This window comes from Acidovorax sp. FG42 (assembly GCF_057809195.1).
This window is the reverse complement of sequence record NZ_JBMDJM010000011.1, coordinates 95,782-118,428: the sequence shown is the minus strand read 5'-3', so window position 1 is coordinate 118,428 and position 22,647 is coordinate 95,782. Positions and strand designations below refer to the sequence as shown.

General features: G+C 63.7%; 19 protein-coding genes and 1 pseudogene. 16 read left to right on the top strand and 4 right to left on the bottom strand.

Going from position 1 to position 22,647, the window contains the following annotated elements; all coding sequences use genetic code 11:
* Positions 1–220: 220 nt before the first annotated feature.
* The 3 genes from ACODSM_RS13405 to ACODSM_RS13395 all read left to right on the top strand — a co-directional run bounded on the left by ACODSM_RS13405 (position 221) and on the right by ACODSM_RS13395 (position 6,014).
* Entirely contained in the window at positions 221–1,366 is a 1,146-nt protein-coding gene (locus ACODSM_RS13405) for a dsDNA nuclease domain-containing protein (RefSeq protein ID WP_488805595.1), read from the top strand.
* A complete protein-coding gene (locus tag ACODSM_RS13400; protein WP_444691703.1) occupies positions 1,363–3,087 on the top strand; it encodes a coiled-coil domain-containing protein in 1,725 nt (574 codons plus the stop codon). The genes ACODSM_RS13405 and ACODSM_RS13400 overlap by 4 nt, the downstream gene beginning before the upstream one ends.
* A gap of 170 nt (positions 3,088–3,257) precedes the next feature.
* Complete coding sequence (locus ACODSM_RS13395; RefSeq protein WP_488805594.1) at positions 3,258–6,014, top strand: UvrD-helicase domain-containing protein; 2,757 nt, start codon at positions 3,258–3,260, stop codon at positions 6,012–6,014.
* 64 nt (positions 6,015–6,078) lie between these two features.
* On the opposite strand, the gene ACODSM_RS13390 is transcribed toward ACODSM_RS13395, so the two are convergent.
* Positions 6,079–7,422, bottom strand: coding sequence for a hypothetical protein (locus ACODSM_RS13390; protein WP_488805593.1), 1,344 nt, complete (start codon positions 7,420–7,422; stop codon positions 6,079–6,081).
* Between the two features lie 582 nt (positions 7,423–8,004).
* Between ACODSM_RS13390 and ACODSM_RS13385 the strand changes: the two genes are divergently transcribed.
* Entirely contained in the window at positions 8,005–8,403 is a 399-nt protein-coding gene (locus ACODSM_RS13385) for a hypothetical protein (RefSeq protein ID WP_422832648.1), read from the top strand.
* 327 nt (positions 8,404–8,730) lie between these two features.
* Here ACODSM_RS13385 and ACODSM_RS13380 read toward each other — a convergent pair whose 3' ends face one another.
* Both ACODSM_RS13380 and ACODSM_RS13375 read right to left on the bottom strand, forming a co-directional pair.
* On the bottom strand, positions 8,731–8,910 hold the full coding sequence (locus ACODSM_RS13380) for a hypothetical protein (RefSeq protein WP_422832650.1): 180 nt from the start codon (positions 8,908–8,910) through the stop codon (positions 8,731–8,733).
* A 249-nt stretch (positions 8,911–9,159) separates the two neighbouring features.
* A pseudogene (locus tag ACODSM_RS13375) lies at positions 9,160–10,074 on the bottom strand (YifB family Mg chelatase-like AAA ATPase); the annotation flags it as partial.
* 214 nt (positions 10,075–10,288) lie between these two features.
* On the opposite strand from ACODSM_RS13375, the gene ACODSM_RS13370 reads away from it, so the two are divergent.
* From ACODSM_RS13370 to ACODSM_RS13320, 11 genes are all read left to right on the top strand, one after another.
* Positions 10,289–10,999 (top strand): TorF family putative porin, encoded by a 711-nt coding sequence (locus ACODSM_RS13370; protein ID WP_488805592.1) that lies wholly within the window; start codon positions 10,289–10,291, stop codon positions 10,997–10,999.
* Between the two features lie 43 nt (positions 11,000–11,042).
* Positions 11,043–11,381 carry a P-II family nitrogen regulator gene (gene glnK / locus ACODSM_RS13365; protein WP_015012094.1) on the top strand — a complete coding sequence of 113 codons (339 nt, stop codon included), beginning with the start codon at positions 11,043–11,045 and terminating at the stop codon, positions 11,379–11,381.
* A 36-nt stretch (positions 11,382–11,417) separates the two neighbouring features.
* On the top strand, positions 11,418–12,863 hold the full coding sequence (locus tag ACODSM_RS13360) for an ammonium transporter (protein WP_060984557.1): 1,446 nt from the start codon (positions 11,418–11,420) through the stop codon (positions 12,861–12,863).
* A 262-nt stretch (positions 12,864–13,125) separates the two neighbouring features.
* Entirely contained in the window at positions 13,126–14,253 is a 1,128-nt protein-coding gene (glcE, locus tag ACODSM_RS13355; protein ID WP_488805591.1) for a glycolate oxidase subunit GlcE, read from the top strand.
* A 45-nt stretch (positions 14,254–14,298) separates the two neighbouring features.
* Positions 14,299–15,108, top strand: a complete 810-nt coding sequence (locus ACODSM_RS13350; RefSeq protein WP_488805590.1) for a YoaK family protein — start codon at positions 14,299–14,301, stop codon at positions 15,106–15,108.
* 41 nt (positions 15,109–15,149) lie between these two features.
* Positions 15,150–16,403 carry a glycolate oxidase subunit GlcF gene (gene glcF, locus ACODSM_RS13345; RefSeq protein WP_488805589.1) on the top strand — a complete coding sequence of 418 codons (1,254 nt, stop codon included), beginning with the start codon at positions 15,150–15,152 and terminating at the stop codon, positions 16,401–16,403.
* 73 nt (positions 16,404–16,476) lie between these two features.
* Positions 16,477–17,091 carry a cold shock domain-containing protein gene (locus tag ACODSM_RS13340; protein WP_488805588.1) on the top strand — a complete coding sequence of 205 codons (615 nt, stop codon included), beginning with the start codon at positions 16,477–16,479 and terminating at the stop codon, positions 17,089–17,091.
* A 91-nt stretch (positions 17,092–17,182) separates the two neighbouring features.
* On the top strand, positions 17,183–18,100 hold the full coding sequence (locus tag ACODSM_RS13335; RefSeq protein WP_488805620.1) for a ProQ/FINO family protein: 918 nt from the start codon (positions 17,183–17,185) through the stop codon (positions 18,098–18,100).
* A gap of 233 nt (positions 18,101–18,333) precedes the next feature.
* Positions 18,334–18,825 (top strand): GyrI-like domain-containing protein, encoded by a 492-nt coding sequence (locus ACODSM_RS13330; RefSeq protein WP_110960482.1) that lies wholly within the window; start codon positions 18,334–18,336, stop codon positions 18,823–18,825.
* A 25-nt stretch (positions 18,826–18,850) separates the two neighbouring features.
* Positions 18,851–19,495 carry a glutathione S-transferase family protein gene (locus tag ACODSM_RS13325; protein ID WP_488805587.1) on the top strand — a complete coding sequence of 215 codons (645 nt, stop codon included), beginning with the start codon at positions 18,851–18,853 and terminating at the stop codon, positions 19,493–19,495.
* 59 nt (positions 19,496–19,554) lie between these two features.
* A complete protein-coding gene (locus ACODSM_RS13320) occupies positions 19,555–20,289 on the top strand; it encodes a helix-turn-helix transcriptional regulator (RefSeq protein ID WP_309827427.1) in 735 nt (244 codons plus the stop codon).
* An 11-nt stretch (positions 20,290–20,300) separates the two neighbouring features.
* On the opposite strand, the gene ACODSM_RS13315 is transcribed toward ACODSM_RS13320, so the two are convergent.
* A complete protein-coding gene (locus tag ACODSM_RS13315; RefSeq protein ID WP_488805586.1) occupies positions 20,301–21,251 on the bottom strand; it encodes a LytTR family DNA-binding domain-containing protein in 951 nt (316 codons plus the stop codon).
* Positions 21,252–21,426: 175 nt separating this feature from the next.
* Here ACODSM_RS13315 and ACODSM_RS13310 point away from each other — a divergent pair, with 175 nt between their 5' ends.
* The gene (locus ACODSM_RS13310) at positions 21,427–22,647 is read left to right on the top strand and encodes an acyltransferase family protein (RefSeq protein ID WP_488805585.1); all 1,221 of its coding nucleotides are present in this window, start codon (positions 21,427–21,429) and stop codon (positions 22,645–22,647) included.

The window sequence follows — 22,647 nt, the reverse complement described above, 5'->3', positions numbered from 1 at the left end:
GGCGGCTCACCAGGGCATTTGCTGGCAGCTCAAGGGTCAGAGGCGAACCATGTATCCTGTATCAAAATGTCATGGACGATCAGTCCGCTCAAAACGGACTGCACGCCGGAGATGGCTAAGACGTGACTGCTGAAGAAAGCAGGGAAAATTAAAGAACCGATTGATGTCACAAAGGACCTCAGCGAGGAGACCGGATGATGTTCAGGATAGCCTGGATCTCGTGCTCCGTGACCGCCCAATAGACGAGAAGAATGGCGTCAACGCCAGCTTGGGCTTCACCTTTCAACAATGGTGGGCCGCGTTGTCTATCGCCGAACTTCTGGGAAGCGGGAATGACTTCGCCGTCGGCGTTGAGGTCAAGGAGGACATCGCGATTCTCGATTCCGCGCAATCGCCAACGAAGGTGGAGTTCTGCCAGGTCAAGAAGCATGAGCGCGATGGCGTCTGGGTCTTGAAGGATCTCCATAAGAAGGGTAGCAAGCGCAAGGATGGCACGTATGAGAATTCCATCCTCGCCAAGCTGTATGCCCGTCGGCACGAGTTCGGTGCCTCGCGTGCCAACCTGAGATTCGTCTCCAACATCGGCGTGAAGCTGCCCGATGAAGCCGGCGTGGACTCGCTTGCAACGAACACAGATCTGTCCACGCTGACGACCGAGCAGCAGACGCTCGTGAAGGCGGCCGTCAGTGCCCAATTGGGCATCCCCGAAGGTGATATCGATCTGACTGGTGTGATGGTGCACAAGACCAATCTCCCATTGGGCGAGCCAGAGATCTTTGTCAGTGGGAAGCTCGAGCAGCTATCGTCAACGGGACAGCTGCCGTTTCAACTCAGTCATACGTCGGTAGCGGCACGGGTTTTGGCAAGCGAAGTACAAAGCCGGGCGTCGAGCACTACCTACGCGCGGAGCTTCGAAGATCTCAAGCTGCGCATCATCTCCAAGTCGCAGGCCCTGAACATTCTGGCCAGCGTTGCGCAGTCCCGGGCGCCATTGAGCCAAATCCTGGAAGAAGCTACTGCCGAGTTGGATCGAGAGGGGCACCCTTTCATCGAACGCAAGGACATCAAGGCTCAGAGGGTCCGGGTGTGTGCGGACGCGTCCGACCGGACCAACATGATTTTCAGCGGGGTGGCGAGCGCGCTGCAGCGGGCCCGCGTTCCCATTGAAGCCGCCATTGGTGCAAAGGCAACCTTGGGCGAGTTAATGAACGAGGTTGTTGAAGAGGCCCGGGCATCAAGCCCTGCTGAGTTCAATGGCCTTCCCCTGGCCTACATACGCGCTGTGGCGCTACTGGTGTTATCCGATGCAATCGACCTCACCGTATTCACTGCTCCGGCTGGTCCGGAATCTAAGGAAGAAAAATGAACCGGCGCGTGACATACAAGACGCTCTGGCTCGTGTCCGCGAGAGACGAGAGCGCCAGAAAACAGCTGTTCAGTCAGAAGACGCTGCTTCTGGGACCGAACGGCACGGGTAAATCCCGCGTCATCAAGAATCTCTATTGGGTCTTCGGGTGCAAGACGCGCAAGCGTGACGCTGGAACCTGGGACCCTGATGCGGTTGCTGCCTTGGAGTTCACCTATCGAGACAGCGACTACATGGTTGTTCGCGACGGTAAGAGGCTGGGGATGTTTGGGGCCAATGACCAGTTGCTCTTTTCTGCAGAGAACATGGGTGCGTGGTCGAAGGCACTCGGCGCGTTCTTTGGATTCGAACTCAGGCTCAAGCGTCCGCAGACAGTAACTTTCTCGCAAGCCGGGCCTGAATACATGCTCATGCCGTTTTACATGGATCAGGACGGTAGCTGGGGAGCCGGTTGGGATACCTTTGAACAGCTGACGCAGTTCTCGGACTGGAAGGGCGCGACGTTCGAGTCCTTCATTGGCATGCGGCCAAACGCATACTTCCAGGCGAAGCATCTTTCGACAGAGATCGGTGAGCGAGTCACAGATAGGCGCAAGGAACTTGAAGCGCAGCGAGCGGCTTTTAAGCGGGTGCAAGATGTTCTGCCCAAGAATCTGCCGTCTCTCAACTTCGCTGCGTTTCGCAGTGAACTGGCGGAGCTTGGCCGCAAAGCGACCAAGCTCCAGCAGGAACAGGTTCGCATCCGTGGCCAACTTCTCGGGCTGGTCAACACGCGTGAGAAAGTCCAGTCGGAATTGAAGGTCGCACTTGCTGCCTACAACGAACTGAAAGGTGACTTTGCGTACCTGACGGACCGTGCTGGAGAGGCCATCGAGTGCCCCACGTGCGGCACGGTTCATGAGAACTCCTTCCATGCTCGAATTCTTCTTTCGAGCGACGCCGAGTCCTTGGGTGGACTCATCATGGAGCTTCGGACACAAGCAGATGACATCGGCAGCAAAGAGGCCAACATCCGTGCGAGCTTGCGAGGGGTGGAGCGCAACATCGCCGAACTCGACAAACTCCAGCAGGAACGGCGAGCCAAGCTGAAGCTTGAAGAAGTCCTGGCCTCGCAGAGCAAGAGAACCCTCGACTCAGCTTTTCAGCGGGTCAGCGGCGATCTGTCCACCGCTTTGAAGAAGCTGGAAATAGAAAAGGCTAAGGCAGATGAGGAGGTCAAAAAGTTCGAAGACCCTGATCGATTGGCTCAAGTTCGCAAGTATTTTTCGTCGCAGGTCTCGAGTTTGTCCAACTTGGTCGATGTTCCTATCGACGAGCAGATCGGCGATCCCAAACCGGGGGCGCGTGCTCAGTCTGGAGGAAGTTCCGCGCCTCGCTCCATGTTGGCTGTTCATCTGGCCATGCTTGCGACGAATGCTGAGTGGGGTGACTCCCCGCTGTTTCCCTTCGTCGTTGATACCCCTCAACAGTCGGGTCAGGACGATCCGAATCTGACAAAGATGGTCGAGGTTTTGGGAAGGGCAGCCGGGGTTCATCATCAAGTCATATTGGCTGCGGAACGCTTGCCCGAGAGTGCACAGCTGGGGGACTTCGACACTGTCCGACTTACACAGAAGAAGGCGAGCCTCTCGAAGGAGTCCTTTGAGGAGGCGGTGGCACGCCTCCAAGGGCCCCTGGTCGCATTGCGAGAGAGCCTAAAGCCTGTAGTCGAAGCTGCGTGAAGAAGGGTGCTGGCACAGTTTGTCGGGCCATGCGCCCCTACCAAAAACGAGGCCTGCTACCACCTAATGCAGGTATGTTTGAAGCGCACTGAGCTTGCGGGTCTTCTGCTTGTCCGGCGGCCAGATGCTGCTGGCGCCCCCTGCGTGTTTCCCCGAGGGACGGCGATCTGATGCCCAGTTGGCAACCATCCAGGATTGGTGTGTCGCTGACAGGGTCTCCAGCTTGGTCGCTGGAGCTCGAATCTCGGCATTTCACCCTCCAGATCGGCGACAAGGCCAGGCGCTTCGACATCTCTGATGCCGATCACCTTACCGTTGAGCCCGGAATCATCTGGTCAGCGGTTCGGTTTCGGATTCCCGACGTCGTGAATGCGCGTCTGGATGGTCTTCCAAACAGCGAAGGCAAGGAACTACGCGCCTCACTTCAAAAGGCCCTTGAGGAGCATCGAGCGGAACTGCACGCACGAGCTCTTGTTGATCGGTTTGAGCGCGAGTCCCAGCCAGCCCTGCAGTGGGCCAAAGCCTTCACCATCGCTTGCGCAGAACAGTTTCAAAAAAAGGGATGGCTCACCTCCGAGTTCGTCCGGCATTGGCGTGACAAGCGTCCGGCGGATGGACTGGCGGACTTGGTCGGCCATAAGGCCGTAGCCCAACATATCCAGACGCTGGATCAGGATCGGCAACGACTGCTGGGCATATGGAGAAGTCAACCCAAGGATCTGGCCAAACAGCTCAATGAGCGTCACCTGACACGTGAGCTCCAACTTCATGAGGAGTTTTTGCGTACCGTCGAGAAGTCGCCGCTCACCCAAGATCAAGCCACCTCCGTGGTGTGCTTCGACAGTCGCATGCTGGTTGTCGCGGCCGCCGGCTCAGGGAAGACCTCGACCATGGTTGCGAAGGCTGGGTTTGCTCTCAGGCGCAATCTCATGGAGCCTGACCGCATCTTGCTGATGGCCTTCAACGCCGATGCGGCCAAGGAACTTCAGCAACGGGTCAAGGAGCGCCTCACGCCTCTGGGCCTACCTGCAGATCGCGTCAAAGCCAGAACTTTCCACGCTTTCGGCTTGGATGTCATCGGTGCAGCCACTGGCAAGAAGCCCTCCTTGGCGCCGTGGGTCGAGCAAGGTCGAGATCATCAGCAGTTGATGGCCATCGTCGATGAACTGAAGGATCGCGATCCCACGTTTCGTACCAACTGGGATCTGTTCCGCATCGTCCTGGGGCGTGACTTGCCGAAGTTTGGCAACGAACAGGAGGAGCCCGAAGACTGGGACCGTGAAACCCGCAGTCGGGGTTTTCGGACTCTGCAGGGGGAGGTCGTGAAGAGCCGCGGGGAGCGGCTCATCGCCGATTGGCTGTTTTACAACGGGGTGCCCTATCGATATGAAGGGCCATATGAAGTCGACACCGCGGACGAACGGTATCGCCAGTACCGGCCGGACTTCTACTATCCGTCCATCGATATTTACCACGAGCACTGGGCGGTGGACGGCAAGGGCAACCCGCCCGAGGAATTTGCCGGTTACCGCGAGGGGATGGCGTGGAAGCGGCAATGCCACCGAACCCATGGGACCACCTTGCTGGAGACGACCATGGCGGAGTTGTGGGGCGGTCAGATCTTCAGCAAGTTGGCTGCGGAGCTCCAGGCCCACGGCGTTGTTCTCGATCCAAACCCTGATCGACCTTCGCAGGGTGCTCCAGCCATCGAGAACGATGCGCTCATCAGGACGTTCCGAACTTTTCTGACGCATGCCAAGAGCAATAGGCTCGGCCGCGACGAACTTCAAGCGCGGTTGGATCGCGCAAACACCAGTCCTTTCCGATTCCGGCATGAAATCTTCCTTCGACTTTTCGATGCAATCCGGGACGCTTGGGAAGCGAAGCTCACAGAGGCCAAAGCGATTGATTTCGATGACATGCTGAACCTGGCATCAGACCATATCGAGAGCGGGCGATGGAAGAGTACCTACGAGCTGATCATGGTGGATGAGTTTCAAGATGCCAGCTACGCCAGAGCGCGTCTCATACGAGCTTTGGTATCCGTTCCTGGGTGCTGCCTCTTTGCGGTAGGGGATGACTGGCAGAGCATCAACCGATTCGCCGGCGCAGACCTTTCGGTCATGACTGGCTTCGACAAATGGTTTGGCGAGGCCACGACCTTGCGTCTAGAGCAGACCTTCCGATGCCCGCAACCCATCTGCGATGTGTCGAGCCGCTTTGTCCTGAAGAACACTGCGCAGATCAAAAAATCGGTGCTTTCCAAAGCGCCAGTGCCGGAGCGAACGTTTTCCGTCGTGGAGGTTGGAGAGCGCGCGCGGCTGCGGTTCGGTGTCCGAGCGATCTTGGAAGGGCTCGCTCAGGCGCCTGCCGGCGCAAGCAGGAAAATCACAGTCTTCGTGCTGGGGCGCTATCGGCGCGATGAGGAACTGCTGCCTTCGTGGTCTGACCTTCAAGGCTCTCTTGAAGTTCGGTTCATGACCGTGCACGGGTCCAAGGGCTTGGAGGCGGATCACGTGATCTTGCCCCGGATGGTGAGCGGCGCGTCGAGTTTCCCCAGTGGAGTCGTAGATGATCCGGTGCTGCAGTTGGCAATGCCGGAGCCGGAGGCGTATCCGATGGCGGAAGAGCGGCGGCTTTTCTATGTCGCATTGACTCGCGCTCGGCAGCAGGTGCACATGCTCACCGTTGCTCACAGCCGCTCCAGCTTCGTTCTGGAACTGGTCAAAGAGCATGGCTTGGAGATCAAGTCCCTCGATGGGGATGAGGTGGATGCCCGGATCTGTCCTCGGTGTCAGAAAGGGAGCTTGGTACCGCGGTCAGGCCCTTACGGCACGTTCAGCGCGTGCAATCGCTTCCCGGCATGTGACTACAAAGAAAGTTCTGGGCGCAGGTCGGGAAAGTGGCAGCCAGGTCGGCGTCGATGAACGTCCTTGGGTCGATTGTGCGTTTGCTGAAGCCCAGGTTCTGTTCTAGAGACGCTGTCATCCACTACATCTCCGGAGGTGCTTTCCAGTGAAGCAGGAGTTTCAGCGGATCCAAAGGACCAACCAGCTTTCGGGCATCCGATAGCCGTTCCAACAATTGACGTCGCTCCTCGTCGTTCAGGCTTGCCGCGGAACGTTCAACTTCCGCGAAATAGGCCTCAATTCTTTGCGCTTCGTCCCAGGCCGAGATGGCGGTAAGCAATTCCTGGCGTGACTGTTGTCGCTGCTTTGCGCGAAGCGCTTGGCTTTCGGCTTCGCGGCGGAGGCGCTGTTCTTCCTCCCGGCGCCTATGTTCCTCTTCGGCTTGAATTCTGGCCGTCTCAAGCTTCATCGCCAGTTCCGGTCCTGCTGATTCCAGCTCGGACACGATGGTCGATACGAGTGATGACAGCTGACCTGGCTTGACCTCGGTCCATCGTTTGACCCAGTTGACCCGCCATGACGTGCAATATGCCTGTAAGCAGAAACGGCCTGAAGCGAGGTCTTTCTTGGTTGTCCAATATCGGGGGTCAGAGAGCTTGCGTTGTTGGTTCGGTGCAAGATCCCGAACAGGAATGTATTTGCTATCCCCGAGGTAAAGCATCTCGATCTGTTCCGTCATCTCGAACAGTGTCAGACCGATAGGCACCTCGCTGATGTACACGACTGTGGGGCGCTCAGGATTCCAGGAGGCCTGCTGATAATGGTTCTTTCTGGGGACTTCGCGTAGATCGACGTCTGTGCGTCGCATTTGAACGCTTGTTGGCGCTATGGCCACACGGTGCCCTTGCTTCGTGAGCGCCCGGAATAGCCGATCGGCGAAGGCGATCGCGGTATCCAATGCTTCCTTGGAGGAAAGAATGTCTGGCATGAGCCGCTTGTATGGCCGGAGCACGCCTGAGTCACTGTTTCGTGTCTTCAGGAATAAGGGTTTGATGCCTACCAGCAGGGGGTGAATCTTCTCGATCTCAGGCGCGCTAGCACTTCGTGCTTTTTGTGTGACAGCGCCTTTTTCGTCCGGCTGCTCACGAGAAATCTCAGTCGCTCGGACTTGCTTCTGGGCCGAGCGCTCCGTTGTACCAATGAAGTCACCGGCACTCCACTCAGTGATGTCGCCCACGCGTGAGGCCGGCAAGGACGGTCGGGCAGGCGCCTTTCCAAACTCAAGTTGAGCCCAGTAGCCACGCGGAGGCCGCGGGATGCGGAGTTCGGTGCATACCCTGGCCATATAGCTGGAGGAAACACCCAGTTGTTCTGCGACACGCAGCATGGGCTCCTCCCAAACCAGATCGTAGATGTGTTCGCGCGAAAGTGGACCCTGTGGCGTCTCTGATTGGGATTTGATTTTTTGACTTTTGTCGTAGTCCATGTCTTGATTGAATCAAATCAACGACTCAGGTCAACTGTGTTTCGCATCCTGCTCTACTTTCAAAGCAGTCGCGGCTGAGCGCGGTGTCTGGTGATCTGCGCTCCATGCCTCGAGGAACGAGAGACCTTTAGACTCAGCAAGAACTCCCGCAAAGGGTGATGCCGAGCGCAACGCGTTTCCCCGTTCGGAAGGATCCAGTGCGGCGATCAGACTGCATCGATGCCGAGGTCTATCGCTTGAGATTTTCAGTACGACAAGACGATGCAGGGCAGCAAGCTGCGCTCATCGAGTTCTGCCGCCGATCTCATGTCCTCGATGGTAGATGTGCTCTCTACGAGTGAGAAGTAGCCCCATGAATGAGCACGCGGCGAGCCGGGCACTTGGCGTGCGTCTCTGCGAGGTCAGGTGGAACGGCTCCCTGCAGACACTGAGCTACTCAATAGAATCAATGACTTGCGCGATCCGCAATTGCGGGAAACTACCGCAATTCACCGCAAAATGCTCCCTTGCAAGGGCCGCGAGGGCCGTAGCCGCGGGGAGAGGATGATCCGGGTTCTACTGACTATCTAGGCTCACACACCTATGTCAAAGCCAAGCCCCGCACTACTTCACAAGATCGCTAAGGCCCGTGCTGCCGCACCTTCTGAACTGCCTCTTGTGCGGCAATGCGCGCAAGTGGTGCTCGCATGGGCGACAGAAAGTGGTGAACAGGAGGCGGCGATCGCTGGATTGAAAGCCGCGCACGGATCAAACTGGTCGCTGGTGACGGCTCTGCAGCTGCTTTCCGGTCGGCGCGGCCTGTTCGCGGCAGAGTGCGGTGCTCCTCATGAGCGAGCCACGCTCTTTCACGCGCATCTGCTGGCCAAGGTGTGCTGCAACCAGGGTGATCTGGGCGCGGTGGGGATGCCGACGTTGAAAGAGGTTGAGGAGCTTCGCAGACTCGCGGCCGAGCAAGCGCTGTCTGGCGACACGACGAACTGATGGATTTGAAAGGGAGAGGCGACAACGGGCTCAACCGTTGCTGACCTTCGAGATTCGAGACGGCGCTGCGTTAGGAGCCCGCCGCTCCGCGTTGTTCGCGAACCCGTTGAAGAGCCTTCATCGCGCTCTCGTAGGTGGAGGGGCGAGCGCTACCAGTCTTGGCGATGCGAGCGTGTAGCTCGGTGTTCAACTGAGTGGGCCGAAGATTTTCATCCGATGGGGTGCGCTCGCTTGGGATCGATCGCTCATCAGGAGGCGAAGGGAATTTGGAGGGGCTGGGCATGGTCAGCGAACGATCAAACCACAAGCTCAATGAAGGCGGCAGCATCAAAAGACAGCATCGTCTTCCTCAATGCTCTGAATTCTTGCCCTTCGATCCTGTTCCCTCTTGTCCACGTCCGAGGGCATTCCTCCGGTACGCGCCACAAATTCTTCCAGAGAGAGGGAGAACGTTGCCAGCTCGGAATCAGCTGGGTCGAAGAGTTCAGAGAGCCAGAAGCGCGGCATGGATTCATTCTGCGCCTTTTTCGCTCCTGAAGCTGGCAGCCAAACTCGTCCCAGAAGTGGCGACGATCATCCCGGTTTTTGGGATGACCGGTAGTCTGCTCTTTCGCCAGCAAGCCAGCCTGCTGTTGATGCTCCACGGGCTCTTCCAAACATTTTGGTCTTTAACTTCGATTGGTCTTTGGCCCCAACTGTGATTGGAGGAATCGCAAGTCATTGATTCATATAGCCGGTCCGTTGTACGCAACTTTGATGATGCCCACCCGGCCGGGGTGGCGAGCCACCGCCCACCAGCGCCACCGCGCTGGCCGTGTGGTGGGGCTGGCCCGTGGGGCGCACGCCAAAGGTCTCGGGCCTGAAGCGGCCCGCCAGGCTGGCAATGGCAGCGCTCTCCAGCGCTTCGTCCACCGTCATCGCGGGCAGCAGCCCGGCAAAACGCTGCGCCAGCATCGACTTGCCCGAGCCGGGTGGCCCGGCCATCAGAACACTGTGACCCCCGGCCGCTGCAATCTCCAGCGCGCGCTTGGCACCGGCCTGGCCCTTCACGTCGGCCATGTCGGGCCCGGTGGTGCTGGTGGCGAGCGCGGTGGCCTGCAGGCGCGTCCAGCCGTCGTTGGCCACGTCGGCATCGCCACCGGCCGTGCTGCCGGGTGGCAGGAACGCCCGTACCACGTCCAGCAGGTGGCGGGCGCGCACCACGCGTGCGGCGGGCACCAGGGCGGCTTCTTCGGCGCTGCCGGGGGGCAGCACCAGCTGAGCGTCGATCTGCTGCGTCTGCAGGGCCAGGCTGGTGGCCAGCGCGCCGCGCACGGGGCGCAGCTCGCCCGACAGCGACAGCTCGCCCGCAAACTCGTACCCCGCCAGGCGACTGGCGTCCACCTGCCCGCTGGCGGCCAGGATGCCCAAGGCGATGGGCAGGTCAAAGCGGCCCGAATCCTTGGGCAAATCCGCGGGTGCCAAGTTGACGGTGATGCGCTTATTGGTCGGGAACTCCAGCCCCGCGTTCTGCAGTGCAGAGCGCACACGCTCGCGGGCTTCTTTCACCTCCACCTCGGCCAGCCCGACCAGGGTGAAGCTGGGCAAACCGTTGGCCAGATGCACTTCGACGGTGACTGCAGGCGCCTGCAGCCCCAGAAGGGCGCGGCTTTGCACCAAAGCAAGACTCATGAAGCGATTTCTCCCCAGATGGGTGCGTTTTGTAGGTTTTTAGCGCGGCCTGCGGGGCGCCTGCACCAGTTGAGTGCGGTGCCCCGAGCGCGGTCACCGCCACTGTACTGGGGATTGTTGTAACGCAACGCAACCGTGCGGCGCCCTGTGCACCTTGGCGTGGCACGGTCCGTGCTTAAAGCGCTTGTCCCTACTTTGTCCAACCGGAGGAAACATGACCCGCGCCATCATCAAGACCCTGGGCGTTGCCCTTGTTGCAACCCTTCCCATGCTGGCCAGCGCCCAGCTCACCGCCAACGTCAGCCTGACCACGAACTACAAGTTCCGTGGCCAGGACCAGGACACGTCCAAGGTCAAGGCCGTCAAGCCCGCACTGCAAGGCGGCTTTGACTACACCTTCGGCGAGACCGGTTTCTACGTGGGCAACTGGAACTCCAGCGTCAACTGGCTGTCCGGCAACTCGCTCGAATCCGACATCTACGGCGGTTACAAGTTCAAGGCCGGTGATGTGGACCTGGACGTGGGCCTGCTGACCTACATCTACCCCGGCAACAGCGCGGGCAACACCACCGAAGTCTATGGCGCCGCCACCTTCGGCCCCGTGACGGCCAAGTACTCGCACACCCTGTCCAAGGACTACTTTGCCTACGCAGGCCCTGGCCTCAAGGGCCGCAACACCGGCTACCTGAACCTGGCGTTTGCCCAGGAAGTGGCCCCCAGCACCACGCTGAAGGCATCGGTCGGCTTCACCCGCTTTGGTGGTGACATCACCGCCCCCAACTTCATGGATTACAGCCTGGGCGGCTCGTACGACTTCGGCGGCGGCGTGTCTCTCGGCGCTGCCGTGGTCGGCGCCACCAAGAAGGCCTTCTACGGCCCGGTCAACAAGTCGCGCGTGATCGTCACGCTCACCAAAACCCTGTAAGTCTCAATGGGCGCCGGTGGCGCCCATTCCGGAGGATCTGAAAATGAAAATGGTGACAGCCATCATCAAGCCCTTCAAGCTCGACGAAGTGCGCGAAGCGCTCTCCGACATCGGCGTGCAAGGCATCACGGTGACCGAAGTCAAAGGCTTTGGCCGCCAAAAGGGCCACACCGAGCTGTACCGCGGTGCAGAGTACGTGGTGGACTTTCTCCCCAAGGTCAAGATCGAGGCCGCTGTGGCCGACGACCTGGTGGACCGCGTGATCGAGTCCATCGAGACCGCAGCGCGCACCGGCAAGATCGGTGACGGCAAGATTTTCGTGACCCACCTGGAGCAGGTGGTGCGCATCCGCACTGGCGAAACCGGCAAGGAAGCCCTGTAAGGGCGAGGCCGCATCCCATCCAAGAAGAGAAACGCCATGAAAAAACTGCTTGCTTCCTTCATTCTGGGGCTCGGTCTGCTGACCATGGGCAACCTGTCCATGGCCCAGGCGCCTGCCGCCACCGAGCCAGCCGCCGCAGCCCCTGCGGCTGCCGCACCGGCTGCTGATGCTGCAGCGGCTCCTGCAGCTCCCGCAGCCGCTGCCGCGCCTGCCGCAGAAGCGGCCGCCGCACCGGCAGCCCCTGCGGCCCCGGCGCCCAAGGTCGATTCCGGCGACACCGCCTGGATGCTGACCTCCACGCTGCTCGTGATCCTGATGACCATCCCTGGCCTGGCACTGTTCTACGGCGGCCTGGGCCGCAGCAAGAACATGCTGTCGGTGCTGATGCAGGTCTTCGTGGTGTTCTCGCTGATCTCGCTGCTGTGGGCCATCTATGGCTACAGCCTGGCGTTCTCGGGCGAGGGCAAGTTCTTCGGCGGCTTCGACAAGATCTTCCTCAAGGGCGTGACCCAGGAGACCTTTGGCGCGCTGACCACGATTCCCGAGTACGTGTTCTTCGCGTTCCAGGGCACGTTTGCCGCCATCACTGTGGCGCTGATCGTGGGCTCGTTCGCCGAGCGCATCAAGTTCGCTGCCGTGCTGATCTTCTCGGTGCTGTGGTTCACCTTCAGCTACGTGCCCATGGCCCACATCGTGTGGGGCGGCGGCCTGCTGGGTGCTGACGGTGCTCTGGACTTTGCGGGTGGCACCGTGGTGCACATCAATGCCGGTATCGCTGGCCTGGTGGGCGCTTACATGGTGGGCAAGCGCATCGGCTTCGGCAAGGAAGCCATGACGCCCCACAGCCTGACACTGACCATGGTCGGCGCCTCGCTGCTGTGGGTGGGTTGGTTCGGCTTCAACGCTGGCTCTGCCGGTGCTGCTAATGCCAACGCTGGCCTGGCTTTTGTGAACACCGTGCTGGCCACTGCCGCCGCCACGCTGTCGTGGATCGCTGGTGAAGCACTGCACAAGGGCAAGGCTTCGATGCTGGGTGCTGCCTCCGGTGCGGTGGCTGGCCTGGTGGCCGTAACGCCTGCTGCAGGCTTCGTGGGCCCCATGGGTTCCATCGTGATGGGCCTGATCGCTGGTGTGGTCTGCCTGTGGGGTGTGGGTGGCCTCAAGCGCATGCTGAACGTGGACGACGCGTTTGACGTGTTCGGCGTGCACGGCGTGGGCGGTATCCTGGGTGCCATCCTGACCGGTGTGTTCGCTTCGCAAAGCCTGGGTGGCACGGGCGGCCTGACGCCTGACACCTTCGCCATGGGCGCTCAAGTCTGGGTGCAGGTCAAGAGCGTGCTGTTCACCATCGTCTGGTCTGGTGTGGTGGCGTTCATCGCCTACAAGATCGCCGACCTGCTCGTGGGCCTGCGTGTTTCGGAAGAAGCCGAACGCGAAGGTCTGGACATCACCTCGCACGGCGAAACGGCGTACAACCGCTGATCGCTCTGCGCCCCACGCGCTGCGGTGTCTGGTGGCACCGTGGCGTCGCAATAAGAACAAGCGAGTTACTCCTCTGGTTATTTCAGCCCGCCGACCACCGGCGGGCTTTTTTCGTACCGGTGGGTAGCGAGTGCGTGGGGGTGTGGGACTGGCGGGGACAAACGCGCCCCGTGGCATCCGCCAGTCCTTTGCACACCCGCTGTTCAAAAAATTCACGCTCCTCCCCTGCCGTGTGGCCGACCGCTGCCGCTACGATGCACGGATGGACTTCTCCCTCGCCCCGATCACTGAGCGCGTGCGCGCTGCCGCCGCCGACCAGACCCCGTTGCGCATCCGTGGCGGGGGCACCAAGGACTTCCATGGCCTGGCGCTGCACGGCGAGGTGCTCGACACCCGGGTGCTGCGCGGCATCGTGAGCTACGAGCCCAGCGAGCTGGTCGTCACCGTGCGCGCTGGCACCCCGCTGGCTGAGCTGGAGGCCGTGCTGACCGAACAAGGCCAGTGCCTGCCCTTTGAACCCCCGCATTTCGCCAAGACCCCTGCAGACGCCGCCACCGTGGGCGGCATGGTGGCGGCCGGCCTGTCGGGCCCGGCCCGCGCCAGCGTGGGCGCCGTGCGGGATTACCTGCTGGGCGTGACCCTGCTCAATGGCAAGGCCGAGCTGCTGACCTTTGGCGGCCAGGTGATGAAGAACGTGGCGGGCTATGACGTTGCGCGCCTGATGGCCGGGGCCTGGGGCACGCTGGGCCTGCTGACGGAGGTGAGCCTCAAGGTGCTGCCCGTGGCGCCCGGCGAGGCCACGCTCCTGTTTGAGGGCATCAACCAGGCCGACGCTCTGCGCAAGCTGCACGCCTGGGGCGGCCAGCCGCTGCCGCTCAACGCCAGCTGCTGGGTGCACGACGAAGGCGCAGGCACCCTGTATGTGCGCCTGCGCGGCGCCGTGGCGGCGGTGGAGGCCGCGTGTAAGACCATGGGTGGCACGCGCATGGACAACGCCACAGTGGCCGCCGACTGGACCGCCTGCCGCGAGCAAACCTTGCCGTGGTTCACCGACCGGGCCACGCGCCCCGACCATGCCCTGTGGCGCCTGTCCGTACCCGCTACCGCGCCGGTGCTGGCTTTGCCGGGCGGTGCGCAGCCGTTGGTGGAGTGGCACGGGGCGCTGCGCTGGGTGCAGGCCCCCGAGTCGGCAGGCGACGCCCTGCGCGAAGCCGCCCGCGCAGTGGGTGGTAGTGCTTCTGTTTTTATAGCTCCCGAGGCAAATAAAACCGGCGCTAGCGGTGCTTTTGACCTGCAATCCAAGGCACTGGAGCAAATTCACACCCGCCTCAAGCACAGCTTCGACCCCGCAGGCATCTTCAACCCCGGCCGCATGGCGCGGGCCTGGTAGGCAGGGCAACAGCCATCCATCCTTGCCATCCACGCTTCCTTGCCCATGCGACGCCTTTTTCACCTCACCGGACACCACCGGACGGTTGCAAGCAACCGGATGCTGGGCCTGCTGCTGGCGTTCAATGCCGGAGCGGTGAACGCGGGCGGCTTTCTGGTGGTGCACCTCTACACCTCGCACATGACGGGTTTCCTGTCGTCGCTGGCCGACAACCTGGTGCTGGGGCAGATGAAGCTCGTGCTGGGCGCCGTGGGCGCGCTGTGGGCCTTCATGTCGGGGGCGGGCACCACGGCCATCATGGTCAACTGGGCGCGCCAGCGCAAGCTGCGCAGCACCTACGCGCTGCCGCTGCTGCTGGAGTCCGTGCTGATGCTGCTGTTCGGCCTGGTGGGCGCCATCACCCTCAGCTGGCCCACGCCGTTTGCGGTGCCGCTCACGGTGCTGCTGCTGTCCTTCATCATGGGGCTGCAGAACGCCACGGTGACCAAGATGTCCTCGTCCCAGATCCGCACCACCCACATGACCGGCGTGGTGACCGACCTGGGCATCGAGATGGGCAAGGCGCTCTACTGGAACCGCACCGGCACCGCGCCCGAATCGCAGGTGCGCGCCAACCAGGCGCGGCTGCGGCTGTTTGCCGGGCTGGTGGGGATGTTCCTGGTGGGCGGCATTGCGGGTGCGGCGGGCTTCAAGCATGTGGGCTTTGTGTTTGTGGTGCCGCTGGCGCTGGTGCTGCTGGCCCTGTCGCTGCCCCCGCTGTGGGCCGACCGCGCCCGGCTGCGCCAGCCCTGGCGCAAGGTGCTGGCGCTGCAGACGCCGCACGATGTGCCGCAGGACCCACCGACAGCGCGCTGAACCAGCCCCCTCTTTTTTGTTCCTTCGCCCAGGCATGCCCCATGCAAACCCAGCTCTCCCCTGAATACCGTGCCCGCGCCGATGGCCTGGAGGCCGAATCCATCCTGCGCAAATGTGTGCACTGCGGCTTTTGCACTGCCACCTGCCCCACCTACCAGCTGCTGGGCGACGAGCTGGACGGCCCGCGCGGCCGCATCTACCTCATCAAGCAAGTGCTTGAAGGCGCCGAGCCCACGCGCAAGACCCAGATGCACCTGGACCGGTGCCTCACCTGCCGCAACTGCGAAAGCACCTGCCCCAGCGGCGTGCAATACGGCCACCTGGTCGATATTGGCCGCAAGATCGTCGATGAAAAAGTGCCCCGCCCCGTGGGCGAAAAAGCCCTGCGCTGGGCGTTGAAGGAGGGCCTGCCCTCGCCCCTGTTCGCCCCCGCCATGAAGGCCGGGCAAATGGTGCGCGGCCTGCTGCCCGAGTCGCTCAAGGCCAAGGTGCCCGCACCGCAGGACGCCGGCGCCTGGCCCACGCGCGGACATGCGCGCAAGGTGCTCATGCTGGCGGGCTGCGTACAACCGGCCATGATGCCCAACATCAACACGGCCACCGCCCGCGTGCTCGACGCCGTGGGCATCCAGACCGTGATCGCGCCCAAGGCGGGCTGCTGCGGCGCCGTCAAGTTCCACCTCAACGACCAGGCCGGCGGCATGGCCGAGATGCGCGCCAACATCGATGCCTGGTGGCCGCTGGTCGAAGCGGGTGGGGTCGAGGCCATCGTCATGAACGCCTCGGGCTGCGGCGTCACCGTCAAGGAATACGGCCACATCCTGAAGGACGACCCACAGTACGCAGCCAAGGCCGAACGCATCAGCGCTCTCACGCGCGACCTGTCGGAGTTGCTGCCCGCCCTGCTGCCCGAGCTGGCCACCAAGCTGCAGGGCAGGGTCAACCAGCCAGACACCCTGTACGCCTACCACCCCCCTTGCACGCTCCAGCACGGGCAGAAGCTGCGCGGCGGGGTGGAGGCGCACCTGAACCAGCTGGGCTTCAAGCTGCGCACCGCGCGCAACGATGCCCACCTGTGCTGCGGCTCGGCCGGCACATACTCGGTGCTCAACCCCGACCTGTCGCACCAGCTGCGCGACCGCAAGCTCGGCGTGCTCGGCGAGGCCTTCGGCAACCAGCCGCCCGACATGATCCTGTCGGCCAATATCGGCTGCATCACCCACCTGCAAAGTGGCACGGGAACGCCCGTGCGGCACTGGGTGGAGGTGCTGGACGAGGCGCTATTGGGGCCGTGACCTCGCAGCCTCGCGGTTGGCTGTGTGACCAGCCGCTACCATGGCGCCCCAAACAGCTTAGAAAGGGGAGGCCATGCGCTTCGAGGGGACGCTCACTCGGTGGAACGACGACCGGGGTTTTGGCTTCATCACGCCCATCCCGGCAGGCCAGGATGTGTTCGTGCACATCTCGGCATTTGCGCGCGACGGCCTGCGGCCGCAGCTGAATGAAACGCTGAGTTTTGAAATCTCCCTGAACCAAGACGGCAAGAAGCAGGCGGTTCGAGTGCGCCGAGACCGGTCCGCTGCCGCTTCGCCCACTGCGGCCCTGTCCCGGGCGCGCCGCGACATCGGCCGCGAACCCTCTGAGCCCCGGGGGCTGCCCATGCGCATCGTTGTCTTTGTGGTGGCCTGCGCGCTGTTGGCGGCGGCCTACTGGCATTTTGACCGGCGTACGCAGCGGGCTGCAGCGGTCCGTGCTGAAGCGGTGGCGCAGGCGCTGGAGACACCGCAGCAGCACGCCCCCGCTGCTCCGACGCAAGCATTCGCCACCTCGTATCGCTGTGACGGTCGCCAACACTGCTCACAGATGACATCGTGCTCCGAAGCCAAGTTCTTCCTGCAGAACTGCCCTGGGACCAAGATGGACGGGAACGGCGACGGGGTTCCGTGCGAGCAGCAGTGGTGCACCCATCCACTGGCAAAGTAGCGTGTCCCCAGGGCTGTTTGGCGCCCGCAACGCCAACACTGGCATGATCGAGGGTTTTGTCGCCCTCGATTTGCCCCCGAACCGCATTGCCATGACCGACTCCGCGTCCACACAAGAACAACCCCACGCAGCCCCTGCCAGCGCCCCGACCGCACCGGTGGTGGCCGAGGCTGCCGTTGCCGTGGCAACCCCCGAGTCCCCGGCAGCGCCTGCTGCCGAAGCCGGTGCGCCCCAGCCGCAGCGCAAGGGCGGGTCCCGCCGTGGTGGCCGCAACCGCCGCAAGCCCGAGGGGCGCCAGGCGCCCGAAGGGACCGCCGAAGGCAGCCCCCAAGCCGCCGCACTCGGTGCGGCTTCGCGCGCCCCCCAGCGCGTGCACCCTGCGCTGGAGCAGCTCGCAGCGCTGTACCCCCACCTGTTTGGCGCGGTGTTCCGCCCGCTCAAGCGCGGCATCTTCCAGGACATCCTGGCCGCCCACCCTGAGCTGTTCGAGCGCGAGGCGCTCAAGGTGGCGCTAGGCCTGCACACCCGCTCCACCCGCTATCTGCAAAGCGTGGCGGCGGGTGACAAGCGGCACGACCTGCAGGGGCACCCCGTGGAAGACATGGCCCCCGAGCATGTGCACCATGCGCTGCTGGAGGTGTACCGCCGCAAGAAGGCACGCGCCACCGAAGACCTGCTGCCCAAGCTGCGCAACCGCATGATGGCCGCGTTTGAGGCCTCGGGCCTCACGCGCGAGGCCTACACCGGGCTGGTGTTGAGCCGCGACGATGCCGCCAACGCCATCCTGGAAGAGGCCTTTGCCGAATGGTCGGCCCGCAACGCCAAGGACGAAGCCCTGCTGCGTGCCTTTGAGGCCAGCGGCCAGACGCTGGAGGCCTTTGCCGACATGTACGGAATGGTGCCCCGCACCGTGGGTCAGCAGCTGGAACGCGCCCGCCGGCGGGCGGCTGCTGCAGCGGCTTCGGCTGCGGCCGCTGTGCAGGCGGACAGCGCCTCTACCGCAGCCTGACCGGCTGTGCCCTGTGGGGGCTGCGCAATGCTCCCCAGGCCTTCTCTCGCCACCACCCCCTGGCGCTGCTTCCGTCACCTTGTCGTGAGTCCTGACATGGATCTGAAGCGCGCCCTTGTCTGCGCCAGCGTGTGTCACGTTCCGTGACAGCGCTGCCGACAGGCTACTGACACCATGTTGTCAGCAGCCGGGCTGCAACATGCCGGGCCCAACACAGAGAGAGGAGGTCGACCATGACAACCACCCCCACCCGCACTGCGGTGGCTGCGTTCCACGTTGTAGGACTGACGGTGCGCACCTGCAACCGCGACGAGATGGACCCCGCCACCGCCCGCATCGGCGCCCTGTGGGACCGCTTTTTCAGCCAAAGCTGGGAGCGCACCCTGCCCGGCCGTGGCGAAGAGGGCCGCATCTTCGGCGTCTACAGCGGCTACGAATCTGACGAACACGGCGCCTTTGACGTCACCGCCGGCGTGGCCGTGCCGCCACCCGTTGCCCCGGTGCCGGGGGCCGTGCAGATCGCGGTGCAGGCGGGCGACTATCTGGTGTTCCACGGCCACGGCACAATGCCGCAGATGGTGATCGATGCCTGGGGCGAGGTCTGGCGCTACTTTGCGGCCCACCCGCAGGTGCCCCGGCGATTTGGCACCGATTTCGAGCTGTACGAAGGCCCGGACCGCGTAGCCATCCATATCGGCATCGCCCCCGGTGCGCCGCGCGCATGACCTCACCGAACCAGGAGCCTCACCCATGAACACATCTGCCGCTGCCCTGACGTTCTACACCCATCCCATGTCCCGAGGCCGCACCGCGCGCTGGATGCTGGAAGAGTGTGGTGTGCCCTACGACACCGTGCTGCTCGAATACGGCACCACCATGAAGGCCCCCGACTACCTGGCCATCAACCCCATGGGCAAGGTGCCTGCACTGCGGCACGGGCAGGCGGTGGTCACCGAGGTGGCGGCCATCTGCGCCTATCTGGCCGACCTGTTCCCCGACAAATCGCTGGCGCCGGCCGTGGGAACACCAGCCCGCGCGGCCTACTATCGCTGGCTGTTCTTTTGCGCCGGCCCTCTGGAAAGCGCCGCCACCGCCAAGGCGCTGAACCTGCTGGCACCCGCCGAACGCGCGGCCATGGTGGGCTACGGCAGTTACGCCGATGTGATGAACACCCTGGAGCAAGCCGTGAGCCAGGGGCCGTACCTCTGCGGCGACCATTTCACCGCAGTGGACCTATATGTGGGCGCGCACCTGATCTGGGGCATGCAGTTCGGCACCATCGAACGTCGCCCGGCGTTCGAGCGGTATGCGCAGCCGTTCATGCAGCGCCCCGCATTCGTGTGCGCAGCTCAGATCGACGACGCACTGGTGCAGCAGAGCAAAGGCCATGGCTGAGTTTTGCGACCTGATACGGCCCAAGCGGTCGGCGGCAGTTCGCCCCCGGGGCTACGTTCATGCGTCGCGCTGACCGCCTGTTCCAGATCGTCCAGCTCATCCGGGGGCGGCGCCTGTCCACCGCCGCCTTCCTGGCCGAGCGGCTCGAAGTCTCGGCCCGCACCATCTACCGCGACGTGGCGGACCTCCAGCACCAGGGCGTGCCCATTGAGGGCGAAGCCGGTGTGGGCTACCGCCTGGGCGCGGGCTTTGACCTGCCGCCGCTGATGTTCAGCCAGGGCGAAGCCAATGCCCTGGTGGCGGCGGCCCGCCTGGCCCAAGCCTGGCTGGACGCCGGCCTGGCCCGCGAGGTGGAGATGGCGCTGGGCAAGATCCTGTCCGTGCTGCCCCCGGCGGCGCGTGTCGCGGCCGAGGCGCAGGCGCTGTATGCGCCCTCGGTGGGGCTCGACCCCCGCGTGCAGTCCCACCTGCAGGCACTGCGCGAGGCGGTGCACAGCCGCCACATGGTGCAGATCGACTACGCCGACGTGCATGGCCGCCCCAGTCTGCGCCGCCTGCGGCCGCTGGGCTGCTTTTACTGGGGCAAGGTCTGGACGCTGTCGGCCTGGTGCGAGCTGCGCAATGATTTCCGGGGCTTTCGCATCGACCGCATCGTGGATCTGGTGGTGCTCGAAGAGCAGTTCCGTCAGGAGCCCGGGAAGACCCTGGCCGACCTGCTGCGCAAGGTCGAGGCCGAGATGGCCGAGGGCCCACCCGAATGGGGGGGCGCGAAAACGCCGGGGCTCAATGCCTGAGCTGGGCGCGCTCAATCCATGCGGGAGGGCGCCAGCCCGTCGCGGTACCGGCGGCTGCACGGCACGCTGCTCCCATCCTTCATCACCAAACGCGCGTCGCCGCTGTCCAGCGGTTCGATGACGGCAATGGCATCCAGGTTGACGGCGTAGCTGCGGTGCACGCGCACAAAACGCGCAGGGTCCAACTGCGTGAGGAAGTCGGTGAGCGTGGAGCGCAGCAGGTAGTCGTGCCCGTTCACATGCAGGCCCACATAGTTGGCTTGGGCCTGCAGCCAGGCGATATCGCCCGCAGCGATCAGGAACTCGCGGCGCAGCTTGCGCACCAGGAAGCGCTCGGGGCGCTGCGCGGGCGGTGATGGGGGGGCGAGCGGATCGTCCGGCGCGGTGGCATCCGGGGCCGGGGCGTGCTCCTGGAGTGCAGGCGGGGAGGGGGGCTCGGGCGCATCCAGCACGCGGGCCTCGCCCTGCAGGCGCAGCAGCAAAAAGCGGTAACTCACCAGCGCACACACCGTGAGTGTGTAACTGCGCACATCCTTCAGGTATTCGTACCCCCACTGCGCCCACCAGCCGGGCGGCTGGTAGTGCTCGCCCAGCGCTGCATAGCCCGCGTAGCGCAGCGCCCACATGCCTGCCAGGTGCATGGTGCAATACACCGCGCTGGCCAGCACATGCCAAGGCAGGTGCCGCCGCAGCGTGCCCCAGCGCAGCACAAAGCGCTGCTCGAAAGCCACCACGGCCGGGATCAGCGCCGCCACCACCAGCGCGCTCGTCAGCTCCCACAGCAGGGGCTCCCATGCGGCCACGGCCTGCCCAGCGCTGCGCAGTTCGATCCGGGTCACCACGGTGTTGAAGGCCGCCTGCACCAGCAGCACCACGGCCCAAAAACAGACCTCAGCACGGCGCCGCAGGGCGCGGTCGTGGGGGTGGCGGTCGATCCAGGCGGGCGCGGCGGGGGCGGTCATGGGGGCAAGTGTAGGCAGGGCTGGGCCGCTGTGGCTCCGGGACAGCTGCGATTCGTCCCTGCCGACCCCCGCTGGTCCCAAAGGCCCCCCAACTCGTCCCCTGGTCGTGGTGGGCGCAGGGGCGGGGACGCAGCATCAGCCCCTGTGTTCCTTTTGCATTTGTGATGCCATGCCTATGTCCTCCTGTGCCTCCACCCCCGTCCGCCGCCATGACATCGACGCGCTGCGGGCGCTGGCCTTTGCCCTGGTCATCCTGTACCACGTGGCCATGTACTACGTGGCCGAATGGCACTGGCACCTCAAAAGCCCGCACGCTGCGGAATGGCTGCAGGCGCCCATGCGGGCACTCAATCTCTGGCGCATGGACTTGGTATTCCTGATTTCCGGCCTCGCCTTCGGGTTCGTGCGGCGGGGACAGACGGTGCCTGGGCTGGTGCGGCTGCGCACCCTGCGCCTGCTGATCCCGCTGGCCTTTGGCATGGCGGTCATCGTGCCCTACCAGCCGTACGCGCAGGGCGTGGCCAACGGGCTCATCGCACCGGGCTTCGGTGCGTTTCTGCTGCGCTACTACAGCGGCAGCACCTGGCCGCCGGGCGCGTTCGATGGCTGGCATGCGGGCGTCACCTGGAACCACCTGTGGTACCTGGCCTACCTGTGGGTCTATACCGTGGTGCTGGCCGTGCTGCTGCCCCTGGCCGAATCCACCGCCGGGCAGCGTGTGCGCCGGGCGTTCACCGGTCTGCGGGGCGCGGCGCTGGTCGGGGTGCCCGTGCTGCCGCTGGCGCTGTATTCGGTACTGTTGTGGCCGCATTTCCCGCCCACGCACGATTTGATCCACGATGCCTGGTTGCACGCGGTGTACTTCACGGTGTTCGTCTACGGCTACTGGATCGGACTGGATACCGGTCTATGGGCGGAATTCGTGCGCCTGCGCTGGCGCGCCTTCGTTTTGGCGGTGGTGCTGCTGGTTTGTTACCTGGGGCTGCTGGGAGCGGCGCAGCAACACGGTTTGCGCGCTGCGCGTCTGCCCCTGCGCGTGCTGGCAGACGGCTACCTGTGGACGACGCTGCTGGCCATCCTGGGCTGGGCGCATCACCGCCTCAACCGGCCCTGGCCCTGGCTGCGCTGGGCCAACGAGTCGGTCTACCCCTGGTACCTGCTGCACCAGACGGCCATCATCGTGCTGGCGGTGTGGCTGGCGCCAGCGCAACTGGGGCCGGTGGCAGAGCCACTGGCCCTGGTGGCTGGGACGGTGGTGCTGTGCTGGGCGCTGACGGCGGTGGTGTGGCGCGTACGGTGGTTGCGGCCGCTGTTCGGTTTGCCGGGTGTGAGAGGGCCGTCTGCGCCCCGTGCGGGAGTCGCCCTGCGGGCACAGGCCCAGCCCCCGATGGGCTGA